The organism is Microbulbifer maximicatervae (SeqCode) (assembly GCF_052467815.1).
Window position 1 is genome coordinate 1923595 of sequence record NZ_CP174326.1, and the last position, 15356, is coordinate 1938950.

Consider the following 15356-nt stretch of genomic DNA (forward strand, 5'->3'; position numbering starts at 1 on the left):
TGACTCTATCTCTCAGCGGTTACTGTTTTTGAGGGTTACTTTCCTGGATAGTTTTATATTGACTCAAACCCCGATCTTCAATGCTGCTTCGTGCCAGCAGGATAGCTAGGGGAATCCAGTAAAAGAACCAAATATAATTGGGCTTTGCCAAAGGTTGCTGGGCGTATGTCAGCATTGCTAGTACGCCGAATAGGAACCAGGTGAAATACAAGCCTGGAATCCAGCTCAAAAGTCTCTCCTTGGATCTCACTGTCCACAGGGTTGTAAGCCCCTGCCAGGCACAGGCTGCCAGCCCCAGTAGTCCGCTAAAACGCGCGATATCCAGAAGGAAGTTGTGAGGATGGGGTACCATCCTGTTTAGCTCAATAAATTTCTTGTGCACTAACCCCTGGCCAAGTAGCGGGGCTTGCAGGAACTCCTCAAAGGCTTTTTGCCAGAGTGTCAGGCGAACAGAGTAGGCACTACCCCGATGTAAAAGGGGCAAGTCACCGTACAAGGCAAAATAGGCCAATGGCAGTACACAGACGATAGCCACAACAACTAATATTTTCAGCAGGCGCGAAAGATTGCCGAATACAACCAAGAAGATTGAGAAGCCCGCCATAACAATTGGGACCTTGGTCTGTGACAAAACTATATAGATGCAGGACGTAAGTAAGCCTGCTCCTGATAACCAGCGCCAAATGCGGGGTTTTTGGTAGAGACCGTAGCAGCAAAAAAGAGCGTGGAAGCCAAACAGCATTCCTGTTTTATCAATATTACCCTCGAGAGATATACCGCCAATCCGGCGCAGATCCTGTAATCCGCCGTCAAGGGAGTAATAAATTAATGAGGCAACACCGGATAGCAATCCAATCACAATAAGTGAGAGCAATAGCTTATGGAGGATGTTGTCACCGTACTGCTCTAACAGGAAGAAAACAGCGCAGTAGAATAGAGCTAGGTATAACACCAATTTCCAGTAGTAATCAGGCTGTCTATAAACATCTGCGGTATCCGGTGAGGCCCACAGCGTTGATAGAGCTAGAATGATTGGCAGGCTACAAAAGGTTAGGAATTGCCAGGAAATTAAGAAACGATAGCTCTTTCTCCATGCCAGCAGTAGAAAGGCTGTGGGTAGTAAAGTTAGATAGAAGCTGGTTTGTACCCCTGATACCTTAGGGGAAACATAGTAGCCACATACCAGCAGAAATAACCCGAGAAAGGCCCATTTGAGGAGACCTGAAATCCACAGTGAGCTTTGCTGGCGATAAACGGGCTGGGAAAGCTTGTTTAGAGTACTTCCAAGTTCAGGCATAGGTGCAACTGTCGGCCATTCAGAAAATATTGTAATGATGTGCGCGGAAATAGGCTGTATGGGTGGGTACTATATAAAAGTCTGTTGTCCATGAGCGCTCAAATTTTGCTTTTTGGTGATAATTGTGGGGCTTTACACAAAGTAATAGCGGATATCTATTTGGCTGAGCGCTTTAACGGGGCCTCCTTAGGTATAGATTCACTAGGGGCACCCTTTGGAGCTCCCTGGAAGGGTATGGTAGGCAGTATACTGGATGTTTTGGGGCTCCCATAGCCTTGTTACAGTAGCTCCACTGGCATGCGCTATGTACACTGCGCTATCTCCTCGATGTTTTAGTAGTTTAGGGTTCAATATTGCAACTTACTGTTTGGCGTTTTCTGGATGGCAACCGGGCTCATGAAAAGCAGAGTGCTGCTCTCATAGAAGGGTTGCGCAGGAGCTTTGCCGGGAAGTTACAGGCCTTCGACATACCGCCTGAGTACAGTGCCAGTCGTATTGTTTTTAAACCAGGAAAGTGGCTGGAAAGCCTTCCAACCCCTGATTTTCTGATTGGTACTGGCCGACGCAGTCGTCTTCCCATGTTGTCCGCGCGTTACAGGTTTGGTGGTCGCGCAGTAGCAATTAACCGTCCGTTGTGGCCTTATCGCTGGTTTGATTTTGCCATCGTTCCAGAACACGACCGTCCCCCGCCGCTACCCAATGTCATTGTGAGTCAGGGCGCCCTGACCGAACCTCTACAGGAAGGTGCACTGCAAGCTGGCAAAGGGCTTATTTTATTGGGTGGGCCCAGTAAGCATTACAGCTGGAATTCAGACTCAATCCGGGAGCAGGTTGATAAGTTATTGGCTCAACCCTTGGACTGGTGTATTTCTGACAGTAGGAGAACTCCGGAAGGCACAATGGTGGAGCTGGGGAGGGGGCGCGCGAAGTTGGTTGATTGGCTTTCGTGTCCGGCGGGTTGGCTTCAGGAGCAATTGTCTCAAGCAGAGAGAATCTGGGTTACTGAGGACAGTATCTCCATGCTATTCGAGTCGCTGCAAAGTCGAGCCCAGATAGGTGTGATTCGGGTTCCGAGCCGCAGTCAATCAAATAAAGTACGATCAGCGGTTTTAAGGCTTTTGGACCAAGGATTGGTCAGCGAACGGTTTGAAGTGAAAGAAGGGGCTGGGCGGGATCCCCTTAACCAATATCTGCTTTGTGCCCAAGCATTGCTACGCCGATCAGGATTGCCAAGTCGCTAGCGTTTGAGCCCCTCGGCTTCAAATTTTCGCCAAGGGGTTTCCTTATTGGATATTTCCCACTCGACTCTCAGCCACATACGCGCGATACGACGGTGGATATAGCGTTTTGCGAAGTAGCTGGAAACTTTTGGTAAGGGTAGGAAAGAGGCGCAGCCCAATCCATCAATCAGGTAGGTCTGCAGTTCTCCATTTTCCTTTCGTAGGACCAGATTGTGGGCAATTAGGTTTTTGGTGAGTACTTCATATTCAAGTAGCCACTCGGAAAAGCGCTGTAAAGAGGCACGTACTTCAGTATCAAGGCCATATTCATTCAGGTATTGGCGCAGAGTGGATGCTGGACTGCCATCGCGATCGAGAATCATGTCGGTAACTGCTGCGGGCCCCAAGTTAGTCTCTTGTATCCCATACCACCTTGGCAAATGCTGCCAAAGTCCATCTCGATTACTGGCAAGAGCTCGTTGGCTATAGCCCTCCAGCTCACGAAGATTGTCATCAAAATAAGACTCCCCACGCCAAGTTTTGTACCAGGGCGCCCGTCCCAGTAGCTCAGAGGTTCGCCCTGGTCGCATCACTTTGACGCAGATTTCTGGTCTTTGCGGATGTCGGTAGCAAAAGCGATTGCCTCCACTGGCAAACGGCTCGCTCTGGCTCAAATCAATCACTCGGGCTGGCTCCGGTACGCTCTGTGAGTAGGCTCTTGTAGATTTCAATGGTGTGTTCGGCCTGTCTACCCAAAGTGAATTCGGTAGAAAGGTGAGGCTTCTGTTCAGGGCTGCCGAGCAGCTCTTGAGTACGCGTGAGTAAAGCTTTTGAATCATTGATATCAACTAACCCTTGAGGGAAACAGGCATTCAGCGACTCTGCCGGGCCCCCAATGTTATAACCGATAATAGGAGTGCCAATCGCGGCGGATTCTATAACGGTTCTGCCAAATGGCTCGGGTCGACGTGATAGGTTATACACCAAACTGGACGCACTATACCAGTGACGTATATCACTACGATGACCAACCAAAGTGAGGTGATCCTCAAGCTTCAATGAGCGAATTTTCTGCTCTAATTCATCGGCGTAATGCTGTTTATTCTTTTCTGCTCCACCAAGAATAACACCGTGTATATCTGTTCGGCTTTTGATCAGCTGATGGATGAGGTCGATAAAGTCTTCCTGCCCTTTCCAGCGGGTCAGTCGGCCTGGCAAGAGAAGCCAGCATTTGCCCGCAAGCTCAGGGAATTCCTGGTGTATTTGTTGGTACCAGGTCTCAGGTGGGTAAGTATTGGGTTTGAATTCATCTGTATCTACCCCCCGGTAGACAATCTGCGGAGGGCGTTGCAAGTATTCCGCGTAATTTTCCAGTAAGTAGTTGTTCACACACTCAGAAATGGCAATGACCTGCTCTGTCTGCGCCATGATGGCACTGTAGCGGTTAATTGAGTAGAGGCCGTGAGCCGTGCTGACAAGGCGGGGGCGTTCAACCGGGTCAAGTTTTCTCCAGGCCAAGTAAGTTAGCCATGCTGGAACTCGGGAGCGTACGTGAAGGATATCGGGCTTTTCGCGGGAGATGATTTCCCGGAGTGGCCTGACTTGAAGGAGGCTGAAAAGGGACTTTTTGTGAATTGGTAGCTCAATATGGCTTGAGCCTTCAGCTTTGAGCTGCTCGACCATTGCCCCCCCGCTGGAGATAACGACTGACTGATGCCCTTCTGCTACCAGGAAACGGGCAAGATCAACAGTTCCCCTTTCAACCCCCCCGGAGTTCAGGGCGGGCAAAAGCTGCATAATTTTCATGGGGAGATATACCGGCAGTTAAGGAGGTTGTTTATTAAACTAATTTGACTAGTGAGTTTTGTTTTAGTGGGGAAGGTCGGGCGCAAGCGTATAATGTGGAGCATAGATGCCCTGATAAAGCATTTGGCAAAAGTGGTATTATAGACAGGTCATTGTTAAGGGTATAGGCTGATTCTTTTTTAACCCAATTCAGATGCCTATAACCGACCTGTATTTGGCCGTAATCTGGAGTTTACATTGCACCCCTTGTTAGTGATCTGTATTTGCACCTATCAGCGACCAGAGCGGCTTCGCAACTCCTTGCAAAGCTTGGCCAAACTCCAGCTGCCTTCAGATTTAAATGTGGCTGCACTGATTGTCGATAATGATTCGGATGCTCAGGCGGGTAGGAAAGTTGTAGACGAACTGTCGGAGAGCTTCCCCTTTCCCCTCAATTGTGCCGTGGAAGAGCAGCGAGGTATTCCCTGTGCCCGCAATCGTTGTATCGACGAGCTCAATAATATGGGGGCTGACTACTTGGTTTTCATCGATGATGATGAATGGGTAGAGGCCGATTGGTTAATCCAGCTTTATGATTATTCGCAGAAGCTGGGGGGCAATAGTGTAGTTTGTGGTAGCGTTATTCGACGTTGGCCCGATTCTGTTCCTGCATACTATTCCCATATTTTTTATCGGCAAAAGCGGAAAACTGGTGAAGAGCTCAATTACTGCGCGACCAGTAATGTGCTAATACCGATGAGCAGTATTCGCTCATTAAGTTTGAGATTTAATGAACAAGACCCTCTCGGTGCTGGTACAGATGTGATTTTTTTCACAGAGTACAAAGCAAAGGGGGGAGAGATTCTCTACTGTCTGGAGGCTAAAGTATACGAAGCTGTACCAGAGAGTCGGGCCAATATGCGCTGGTTATCGCGTAGGAAATTCTCAGCTGGTATTACTCTGGCGAAGCATAAACTTGCCAAAGGTCGCAGCCATCCCAGTATCTTTGTATCTGCATTGGGACAGTTATTGATCTCCAGTTTAGGCTGTATTTTAGGAATGGTTATTGGTGGCAAGCGTTTGGGGTCTGGGCCCTGGCTTCGCGCTTGCCGCTCTGCGGGTATGGCCTGTGGTGTTTTTGGAGTGCGTTCAGAGTTTTACCGGGTGGTAGATCACTAATTAGTTTTGGGGCGTCTCTAAGAGGGTGTTTTCCACAGAAGAGATAACCGTCATCATAGCGCCTCCTTTGGTGGCAATATTGATCTTTTGGTGACGCCCGCTCCATGCAAACACTTTATTCCTGGCTCTTCCGTCTGTTTTTACCTGTTGTCCTGCTGCGCCTCTGGTGGAGAGGGCGCAGCCAGCCTGCTTACCGGCAGCGTTTGAGAGAACGATTGGGTCAGGTGCCCAAAAGGCATAGCAGGGCACCGTTGATTTGGGTTCACTCTGTTTCTGTAGGTGAGACCCTGGCCGCTGTACCAGTGATTTCTAAGCTGGCTGCTCGGCACACAGATTGGCAATGGCTGGTAACGACCACAACCCCCACCGGATCTGAGCGCGTTCATGAAGCCCTGAAGCCAATTCTTGGCGGCCGCCTGCTTCACTACTACCTGCCTTACGACCTGCCCGAGTGCCTGGTGCCATTTCTCAATGCGCTAAATCCTAGTGTTCTAGTGATTATAGAAACTGAGCTTTGGCCTAACTTACTCAAGCTCTGCTCAAGTAGGAAGATCCCCACTTTACTGGCTAACGCGCGACTTAGTGAAAAATCTGCGCGGGGCTACGGCCGCTTTCCCTCTTTAACTTGCAGGATGTTGGGTTATCTTGATCGTGTTGTGGCTCAGTATCCTGCCGATATGCAGAGGTTTATCGATCTGGGGTTGCCAAGCGAGCGGGCAGTGGCCAATGGCAATATTAAGTTTGACCTCAGTATTGACTTGGGGTTGGCAAGTGAAGCCCAGGCATTGGCGCACCAGTGGCGGGGGAAGTCAGGCAGGCCTATATGGTTGGCTGCGAGCACTCATGTGGGAGAGGATGAGGTTGTTTTGGAGGCTTTCTCCATCCTAAAGAAAAAATTTAGTGATTTGCTGCTGGTTCTGGTTCCTCGGCACCCTCAGCGATTTGACGGTGTTGCTCGCCTGTGCAAAGAGCGAGGGTTTAGACTCACTCGCAGGAGTGAAGGCACGGCCGTAGAAGCTTCTGATGAGGTTCTCCTGGGAGATACCATGGGGGAATTACTGCGCTTTTATGGAGCCTGTGACATTGCCTTTGTGGGGGGCAGCCTAGTTTCTGTTGGTGGCCATAATATGATTGAACCTGCTGCCTGGGGTGTGCCGGTTATTTCTGGCCCGCATCTGCACAATTTCTCCACCGTATCCAGCTTACTGCAGGAGGCCGGGGCCATGGCTGTAGTTGAGGATGGTGAGTCGATGGCATTACAGGTTCAGGTCTGGCTGGAAGATGTAGGACAGAGAATGGCTGTCGGGCAGAGAGCGAAGGCGGTGGCTTTAGAAAATAGTGGCGCTTTGCAGCGTTTACTGGAGGAAGTGGAGAGCTTAGCAATTCGAGATGGGGGCCAGAGAGAGGATAAAAACCCTGCTCTCTGGTAGTCGCAATTGGGCAGTTACTTCGAGGGAGCTGGAAGGCTAGTGCCGCCAGTTTCCTCGACGCGGGAGACAACGTTTGCGGGATTCAACATCATATCCAGATCTTGAAGATCTTTGGGTGATAGGAGCCCCGCAGCTTGTTTCAAGCTCAATGAGTTCAAGATGTAATCGTACAGTGAGTTGGCGTAATCGGTTTGTGATTCGAATAGGGTCCGCTGTGCCAGAAGCACATCTACAATATTTCGGGTGCCCACTTCATACCCCGCCTGAGTGGCATCCAGGGCACTCTTAGCAGAAACAACAGCCTGCTCTCTGGCTGCGACCCGGGAGACATCAGTGACAACTGCGCGGTGAAGGGTGCGGGTGGTTTGTATAGTATCTCTCTCTGTCAGGATACTCAGGTCTTGGGCCTCGAAGGCTTGGTTTCGAGCTTGGCGACGATTCGCACTGAGGAGACCGCCGGTGAAAAGCGGCATAGTTACGGTAACTGCTGCTGATGATTCCCAAGATTTTGTATCTTGCGGAAATCTATCGAACTGAGTCCCAGATACATCAGTGGTACGGGCCTTTTGTTCTCCAGTAGCGGTGAAATTTGAGTAAGCAAGTGTCCCTGTAACTGTGGGAAGGTGCTCACTGGCTACTGCTCGGGCATTATATCGGGCTGCGTCAGCTCCCAGGCGTGCAGCTTTCAAAACAAAATTATTTGCTAAGGCAAATTCAACCCAGTCGGCGCGATCCGATGGAGTAGGGGGGGTTACCTTAAAGTCGGCAATTAGAGGTGCCACTTCGTCATGATAGCCACCAGTCAAAACAGATAAGGCGTCAAAATTGCTGAGTAAGTCATCCTGAGCGGTGAGGCGGCGGGCGACAGAGCTGTCATAAGCCGCTTGGGAGTCGTAAACGTCAGTAATTGCAGTGAGTCCCACTTCAAAGCGTTGCTGAGTCTGTTCCAGCTGTTTGGCTAGAGCCTGCTCTTCAGCAATCGCAGCTTCTAGAACATCGTAAGCGCGTAACACGTCAAAATACGCAGTGGCAACACGAATCATCATTCCTTGCTGGTTGGCGCTAAATTCTGCCGTTGCCTGTTCCGTAAGTCTCTTGCCCCGCTGGAAATCGAACCAGGCTGGAGCATCAAAAATAGCTTGATTCAGGGTGGCAGCGTAGGTTCTTTCTTGTACGGACTCAGTGACTCTGGGTCTGAAGTTAATCAGTTGAATATCTTCGTCTTCACCCTCTCCACTGACATCCACGAGCTGGAAGTTATTTGCGGCGCTATAGGTATGGCTTCTTTCGGCTATATAGTTGGCTTCCACTTGAGGAAGCAAGAGTGCGCGAAACTGGTACTTAGCCTCGATACCTGCATGGTAAGCAGCGCGATCTGCGGACAGCTCGGGATCATTCTCCAGGGCCTGTGTATAGATATCCCACAGGGTGTCGGCTTGTGCCTGCATAGCGCCCAGGCCCAGCAGCGTAGCGGCGATTAGTTTTTTCAGCGGACGCAACTTGCGGCCTTGCGGCTCTGTGCGGTTACTTCTTTTCATCTGTTTCGACTTCCTGTGGAGGGTACGGTCTTCAAGCTTTTGCAAGTTATTTGGAGCTGGTGTCATGTAGTGGGGATATAGAGGGCTCCAGCTTGCGGTTATTACTAATATTGCCAGTCTCCCCAATAGCAGTCGCGAGAGTTTACCCGGGGTCAAACCGACCGTCGAGACGGCTTTCGGCTTTTTGCTATATCTTCGTTAAACCGACACCTATGTGCGTTTATCGGTAATTTCTTGGCAATAATACGGGCCCATTGAATAATGGTTGAGGGCCTATATTTCAATAGACGCGCCTCATAAGCATTTGGATGCGGCAAAAATTGTGCAGAATAAGGCAAGGACTGACTGTCCATGAATGAGGAGCACAACGCGGTGCTGACCGATTGGCAGAGAGTCTGTCACGAATGCGATCTACTTTTAACCGGCAGCTTGGCGCCCCCGGGGCAAAAGCTGGTTTGTCCCCGATGTCGCTGTACTTTGCATCGCAATGGCAATCACAGTATTTACTACACCCTGGCTCTCAGCCTCACCGGCCTCTTATTATTTATTCCCTCTGTCAGCTTGCCGCTGCTCGACTTTTCCCTGTTCTCATTTGGTGCAGAAAGCACTTTGCTTAATGGCGTTTACTCTCTTTTCAAGGCGGGATTTATTTGGCTCTCGGTGCTAGTGCTTTTCTGTAGCGTTATAGCTCCGGTAGGTAAATTTGCCCTGTTGTTATTTATTTGTTGGGGCAGCGCATGGGCCTGGCTTGACCGGCCGGTATCTAATGCTATTCGCTTTTACCAGCACATAAAAGAGTGGGGCATGCTCGATGTCTATATGCTCGGAATTTTGGTGGCGCTGATTAAATTACGGGATTTGGGCAAGATGGAGGTAGAACCGGGGCTGTACTGTTTTGGTGCCATGATGCTACTGGCAAATCTCTCTTCCCTGAGTTTTGACCAAACAGCAATTTGGCACCGCTTGGCACAACGTCGTGCGCTTAAAGGACAAGCTTGTGAATAGCGTACCAATTAAAGGTTTAAAGAAAGGCTTAACCAGCTGCCTATGCTGTCATCAATTAATTATTCTTCCCCAAATTGGTCGTTGTCGATGTCCGCGCTGTGGAGCGAGAGTGCATAGCAGAATTGAGGGAAGCTTGATGTTGACCTGGGCTCTGACGATTACTGGCACTTTATTGCTTTTACCTGCCAATGTGTTGCCGATAATGACCGTAGTTTATTTAGGTGCCGGTGATCCCAGCACCATCATTAGCGGGGTTATGCAACTCTATAACTCGGGAATGTGGGGAATAGCTTTAGTTGTCTTTGTTGCCAGTATTGCAGTGCCTGTGATGAAGCTGCTGGGACTGGGGCTGCTCCTGATTCAAATCCAGTTGCGTATGTCCTTCGATCCAATTCAGTCCATGAAAATATTCCGGGTGGTTTCCGGCATTGGCCGTTGGTCACTTTTAGACTTATTTATGATTTCAATTTTGGTATCACTAGTGGATATGGGATTTATTTCCCAGGTAACTGCTGGAGCTGGTGCTACGGCTTTTGCCTCTGTGGTAGTGGTGACCATGTTGGCGGCACGAACCTTCGATCCCCGACTAATTTGGGATGCCTACGATGGAGATCTGTATCAGTCTGCTGTAGAGCCGGAGACGGCCCATAGGAGTGCTGCAGAGAATGGCTGAGGAACTGCCCCCGCAGGACATAAGTGAAGAACCTCGCCTGGATGGTGGTGCCCAGCGGGGAGTGGTGCGTACAAGTAAGGGATTGCCTTTGGTGTGGATTTTGCCCTTGATTGCAGGGCTAATTGCACTTTGGTTACTTTATCAGGATTTTTCTGAGGGGGATGTTAAGGCCACTATTCTATTTCACTCCGGTGATGGCCTAGTAAAGGGCAAAACAGTAGTTAAGTATTCTGGAGTCGATATTGGGGTGGTTCAGGATGTTCGTTTGGTACCTAATGCGAAGGAGTTGAATGGTGCTGATGGAGTTTTAGCTGAGGTTAGTTTAAATCGCAGTGCAGAATATTTACTGGTGGAGGGAACTGAGTTTTGGGTAGTAAAACCAGAGCTTTCCATTACAGGGATTAGTGGTTTAGAAACATTGCTATCAGGGAATTATATTGCGGTTGAATCAGGCAGTGGAAATCGCAAGCGCAATTTTGTCGCCCTGGACCAGCCCCCCGCGTTTATTCGTGGGGATGGTTTACGTGTCGTTTTACAGTCCCGTCGCTTGGGCTCTTTAAGTCGCGGGTCGCCGGTATATTATCGTCAATTGCGAGTCGGGCAGGTAGCGGATTACCGTTTGGATCGAAATGGAAGCGAAGTCAGTATCGAATTATTTATTCGCCGCGAATATGCTTATCTGGTCCACCGGGGTAGTCGCTTTTGGAATAGTTCTGGAATTTCTATTGAAGGTGGCATCAGTGGAATCAGCGTCAACTTGGAATCTCTCGCAGCACTTTTTGCTGGCGGGGTCAGTTTTTACACCCCGGAAAATCAACGCCAATCTCCACTTGCTGTAAATGGTAGTGAATTTAAGTTATACAAAAATTTTTCTGCAGCGGATGCGGGAATTCCAGTGACATTGAATTTTGATCAGGGGGTCAATGTCACTCCTGAAACTACAAAAGTTTATTATCAAGGTATCCAGGTCGGGGAAGTCAGCGCTGCCAAAGCGAATAACCGTTTAAATGGTATGGAAGTAAAAGTCCTTATGGATCCGACTACCGATGAATTACTCACCGAAAATACTCGCTTCTGGTTAGCTCCTCCTACCCTGGATTTTACCGGCGGGCTTAATGATCTAATCCAGGGAAATCGTATAGAAGTGGATCTGCGTAAAGGGCAGCGCTCACAGCGGAATTTTACTGCTCGGACATCTGCACCACCGATGGATCCTCGTGTGCCAGGGCTACACTTACGCTTGACTTCGCGTAACCCAGGATCATTGCAGCGCGGTGCTCCAGTTTATTTTCGCCGTATAGAAGTGGGAAAAGTTCAGGGAATGGAGCTACGAAGGGATGGCGAAGGCGTAGAAGTTTATGTCGTGATAGAGCCCCGTTATGCGCACTTTGTGCAGGAGGGCGTTCGATTCTGGAATGTCAGCGGATTGCGAGCCACCGCGAGCTTGACCGAGGGGGTGGAAGTGGAAGCGGATTCGTTGATGTCGCTTCTGCGCGGCGGCGTCGCCTTTGGTATACGTCGGGAAGATCTTGGAAAAGGCGGACAGGCGAAAAATGGAGATCAGTTTCCCCTTTATAGTAGCCGGGAGGCAGCTCTGGAAGGGGGGATACAGATTCAGGTGAGTCTCGTAAGTGCCGAGGGGCTTAGAGTTGGAGCCCCCCTACGTTACCGCGGGGTGCAAGTTGGAGAGATCACCCGCCTGAGGCTCGATCGTTCTTTAGGAGAGGTGTGGGCTAGGGCGAAGTTGTATCATCGAGGGGAACAGTTTGCCCGGGAGGGTACTCGTATATGGGTGGTATCCCCACAAATTGGCATTGATAAGATTGCCCATCTGGATACCCTGATTACAGGGCGCTACCTAGCGCTTGAGCCCGGCTTAGGTGGTCCTCAGACAAAGTTTTACGCTTTGGAACAGGCTCCGGAAGAAGACCTGGCAGAAACTTTTACCCGCCCTGGGCTGGGAATTATCCTGGATGCTGCGAGGCGAGGATCTTTGGTAGCAGGGAGTCCGGTTTATTATCGCCAAGTAAAAGTGGGGGAGGTTACAGGTTTTGCCTTGGGGGAGTATGCTGATCGAGTGTATATCTATGTTCATATTGAACCCCAATACCAGCCCCTGGTGCGAGAGCACACGGTGTTTTGGAATGCCAGTGGCGTCGATGTGAATTTTGGTCTGAAAAGTGGACTTAATATCAATACGGAATCGGCTCAGGCCCTGTTGCAGGGGGGGATCGCATTTGCCACGCCAGAAGCCCCTTTTATGGGATTTGAAGTGGAGTCGGGCAGCCATTTCCCTCTCTACCCGAAAGCTGAACCCAAGTGGTATACCTGGAGTCCTAAGATAGAACTTTACGGCACGGTCGAACCAGTAAAATAAGTACGGGAATGTAGGAGTTTTTATGCGCTATTTATTAACAGGCTTGCTGAGTATCTTGGTATTGGCGGGTTGCCAGGAGATACAGGTTGAAAAAGCCGCTACCGGGGAGCCACCGGTTGCCTTTGCCACGTATAAATGGGGGGTAGCGCCGTTGAGTGGCTCAGAAGATGCCTCTGCCCAGCTGGTGGAGTTGGATGAAGAAATGCGGGATACCGTTGCCGCAGAGTTACAGCAACGAGGATATCGCCAAGTCTCCCAGGACCAGGATGCGGATATGGTGGTGGATTACCAGGTTGCGGTAGTCGATGAGTTTTTCTCCGGTGATACCCGGGATCCCAGCTGGGACAAACAGTTTGATAGCAATGCTCCACAGGATGTAGTGGAACTACCGCCCCTGACAGATGCCCCCTTGGTGATTATGAGTGTGGGTATTGGGCGCCCGGGCGGGGCTGTGATTTGGGGGGGGAGAGCCAGTGAATTGTTAACACGCCCCGATAGTATTGAGCAGCGTCAACGACTGATCGCCAATGGGGTCAGCGCACTCTTGCGGGATTTGCCTCCGGCCTATCAATAAGTACGATTTGGCACGAAACGAAAAACAAGATTTAGCAGCCGCCGGGTTAAAGGTGGCTGCTATTCACCGCTAGCGCCCTTTCTTCATCAGGTTTTCGTATAGATCGATATAGGAGTCGACGATAACCTGTTTCGCATATGTCGTTGCGTACTCCTCGGCCGCATTTTCGATCAGGCTTTGGCGCAATTCCGGCGATTCGATAACGGACTTCATGGCTTTGGCCAGTTCATCGGCATTATCGATAGGGGTAATCAGACCGGTTTTGCCATTGGTAATTACTTCTCCAGGGCCCTGAGAGTCCGTCGCTACTATAGGGCAGCGATGGGCCCAGGATTCCATCACAATAGAGCCCAGGCCCTCATGGCGCGATGGGCACACGAACATATCCGCAGTGCGCATCAGAGTGGTGACATCATTGCGCCAACCGAGGAAGCGAACCCGCTCTTCCAGGCCGAGTTGATGGCACAGGGATTTCAGCTTGCTCTCCTCTGGGCCACTACCCGCGAGCCACAGAGTGGCGTTGGGTACCTGGGTGAGTGAATGGAGGAGAGTGTCGAACCCTTTATTGATATGCAGGCGGCCTGCAGCCAGGATCAGGGGTCGGTCTTCCGGGGTGTTGAAGCTGTTTCTTGGCAGCGGATTAACCGGTGTCTCATCGGCAAAATTGGGGATATGGAAAATTTTATCCTTGGGGATGCCCCCGTCCCTTAAATGCTGGCAGATACCCTTGCTGATGCCGATCCAATAATCTGCGTGACGGTAATACTTCAGGTTGTAATAGTGCCCGAGGCGGCTTACCAACAGGTATTTTTCAGAGTTGGGGGTGATTGAAGTAGCACGCCCCATCCAGGTCATCACGATATCCGGTTGCCATTGGTTCAGGGCATCCCGGTATTTTTTTCGGCCGAGAAAATCCAGCTTGCCACCAAATTTAAAACCTTCGGTTTCAACATTGTTGCCGCGCAGTGCCTGTACCCGGTGATCGTGGTTGCGAATAAACGCTTTTTCTGTAATTTCGCTGCGGGGATTTAATCCACTGACGAGACGCACAAAGAAATTTTCAGCACCACCGTGCTCAGCACCGGCGAGTATCTGTGCGACTCGAATTGGGTTATTACTCATAATCTATTGCATCTGATCGAATAGAGTGGGTCAACACTACCTGAGTGTGCCATCCAGATTGATATCTTGAGCCCAAGCATAGTCGTGGCTAAAAGGCTGTAGGCTTGTGGCTTCGACAATGTACTGAGCGTAGAGCTTCGAGTTCATTTCATTGTGGAAAAACTCCCTGGCCCGTGTGGCCCAGGCGCGTCGCTTGGCATCGTCACTGTTAAATTCGCGGATTTTTTCCAGTAGGTCCTGCTCATCGGAGAAATAAACGACGCTCTCAGCGGGTAACAAGTCATCAAAATGTAATTTATCACTGGTGAACTGCAAAATACCGTTGCCCGCCAACTGCGCCATGCGTGCTGAGGAATACCAGTAATGGGTATCCTGGCGATTGAAATTCAGTCCCATTTTGGTTTGAGATAGAGCGTGGTCGTAGTCGCGGCCCCAAACGGGTGCCTCGCCGAAGCTGCCATAGGTTTTAAAGTTCAGCGAATCCCCCAAGGCATCTTTCAGGTTTTTAACCATTTGCAAACGCTTGGTGAAATTATTGCTGTTACTGCAGAAAAGCAGGTCGATGGCTAAATCTGTGCGTTCAGCGTTATTAAGGTTTTCAATCGAGGGTTCAACCGGGTTCGGCATGTGATAAACACGAGCACCAAAGCCCTCAAAAATTTTCAGTTCTCTTCGCCCGGTGGATACAAAAACTGCATCGGCGACTTCCGCGCGGTATTTGATTCGTTCGACATTGCTGGGAACAAAGAGGGGATCATTATTGCAGTGAGCGATAAAGCAATTGGGCAGGCGTTGCTTAATGGCCTTCAGAGTGTCGTTAGTGATCATATCGCAGTGGCCTGCAATGATGAGGTCTGGCTCAAAGGCCTCGACAGTTTCCATCAAGCGTCGGTTCGCCTTTTTTACACCCAGGTCGCGAATACCAAAGGGTGCCTCAAACGCGGCGATATCGCGGTCGCTGAACACTTGGGTGTAGTGATCATTTTTAATCAGGCCGAAGGTGAGCTTTTGTGCCCAGCTAACCCTTGTCTTGCCATAGCGCCGTAGCTGCTGATAGGCGATATTCAGCACTCTCATGTTGTGTACTCTCGAAATTCAACACGGAAACCCGGATAGCCTCTGTAGTCAGCGGCTGGTACGGTGGGCGCAGAGTATA

Annotated in this window: 13 protein-coding genes; 7 read left to right on the top strand and 6 right to left on the bottom strand. The window is 50.1% G+C overall.

Going from position 1 to position 15356, the window contains the following annotated elements:
• Positions 1-19 precede the first annotated feature (19 nt).
• Positions 20-1297 (bottom strand): O-antigen ligase family protein, encoded by a 1278-nt coding sequence (locus ACJJIW_RS08480; protein ID WP_444937101.1) that lies wholly within the window; start codon positions 1295-1297, stop codon positions 20-22.
• 353 nt (positions 1298-1650) lie between these two features.
• Here ACJJIW_RS08480 and ACJJIW_RS08485 point away from each other — a divergent pair, with 353 nt between their 5' ends.
• Positions 1651-2538, top strand: coding sequence for an ELM1/GtrOC1 family putative glycosyltransferase (locus ACJJIW_RS08485; protein ID WP_282931000.1), 888 nt, complete (start codon positions 1651-1653; stop codon positions 2536-2538).
• On the opposite strand, the gene ACJJIW_RS08490 is transcribed toward ACJJIW_RS08485, so the two are convergent.
• Positions 2535-3200, bottom strand: coding sequence for a YrbL family protein (locus ACJJIW_RS08490; protein ID WP_282931001.1), 666 nt, complete (start codon positions 3198-3200; stop codon positions 2535-2537). The genes ACJJIW_RS08485 and ACJJIW_RS08490 overlap by 4 nt on opposite strands.
• The gene (locus tag ACJJIW_RS08495; RefSeq protein ID WP_444937102.1) at positions 3193-4323 is read right to left on the bottom strand and encodes a glycosyltransferase family 4 protein; all 1131 of its coding nucleotides are present in this window, start codon (positions 4321-4323) and stop codon (positions 3193-3195) included. The genes ACJJIW_RS08490 and ACJJIW_RS08495 overlap by 8 nt, the downstream gene beginning before the upstream one ends.
• A gap of 237 nt (positions 4324-4560) precedes the next feature.
• Between ACJJIW_RS08495 and ACJJIW_RS08500 the strand changes: the two genes are divergently transcribed.
• Positions 4561-5481: a glycosyltransferase gene (locus ACJJIW_RS08500; protein ID WP_444892195.1), complete on the top strand. Its 921-nt coding sequence runs from the start codon at positions 4561-4563 to the stop codon at positions 5479-5481.
• A 104-nt stretch (positions 5482-5585) separates the two neighbouring features.
• Positions 5586-6911 (top strand): lipid IV(A) 3-deoxy-D-manno-octulosonic acid transferase, encoded by a 1326-nt coding sequence (gene waaA, locus ACJJIW_RS08505; protein ID WP_282931004.1) that lies wholly within the window; start codon positions 5586-5588, stop codon positions 6909-6911.
• Between the two features lie 14 nt (positions 6912-6925).
• Here waaA and ACJJIW_RS08510 read toward each other — a convergent pair whose 3' ends face one another.
• Complete coding sequence (locus ACJJIW_RS08510; RefSeq protein WP_444937103.1) at positions 6926-8449, bottom strand: TolC family outer membrane protein; 1524 nt, start codon at positions 8447-8449, stop codon at positions 6926-6928.
• Positions 8450-8800: 351 nt separating this feature from the next.
• Here ACJJIW_RS08510 and ACJJIW_RS08515 point away from each other — a divergent pair, with 351 nt between their 5' ends.
• From ACJJIW_RS08515 to ACJJIW_RS08530, 4 genes are all read left to right on the top strand, one after another.
• Positions 8801-9454 carry a paraquat-inducible protein A gene (locus ACJJIW_RS08515; protein WP_282931007.1) on the top strand — a complete coding sequence of 218 codons (654 nt, stop codon included), beginning with the start codon at positions 8801-8803 and terminating at the stop codon, positions 9452-9454.
• A 109-nt stretch (positions 9455-9563) separates the two neighbouring features.
• Complete coding sequence (locus ACJJIW_RS08520; RefSeq protein WP_444892193.1) at positions 9564-10127, top strand: paraquat-inducible protein A; 564 nt, start codon at positions 9564-9566, stop codon at positions 10125-10127.
• On the top strand, positions 10120-12504 hold the full coding sequence (locus ACJJIW_RS08525; RefSeq protein ID WP_444937104.1) for a PqiB family protein: 2385 nt from the start codon (positions 10120-10122) through the stop codon (positions 12502-12504). The genes ACJJIW_RS08520 and ACJJIW_RS08525 overlap by 8 nt, the downstream gene beginning before the upstream one ends.
• Before the next feature lie 22 nt (positions 12505-12526).
• Positions 12527-13078 carry a DUF4136 domain-containing protein gene (locus ACJJIW_RS08530; RefSeq protein WP_413663548.1) on the top strand — a complete coding sequence of 184 codons (552 nt, stop codon included), beginning with the start codon at positions 12527-12529 and terminating at the stop codon, positions 13076-13078.
• 69 nt (positions 13079-13147) lie between these two features.
• On the opposite strand, the gene ACJJIW_RS08535 is transcribed toward ACJJIW_RS08530, so the two are convergent.
• Positions 13148-14200, bottom strand: coding sequence for a glycosyltransferase (locus tag ACJJIW_RS08535; protein WP_282931013.1), 1053 nt, complete (start codon positions 14198-14200; stop codon positions 13148-13150).
• A gap of 36 nt (positions 14201-14236) precedes the next feature.
• Positions 14237-15277 (bottom strand): glycosyltransferase family protein, encoded by a 1041-nt coding sequence (locus ACJJIW_RS08540; protein WP_444937105.1) that lies wholly within the window; start codon positions 15275-15277, stop codon positions 14237-14239.
• Positions 15278-15356 lie beyond the last annotated feature (79 nt).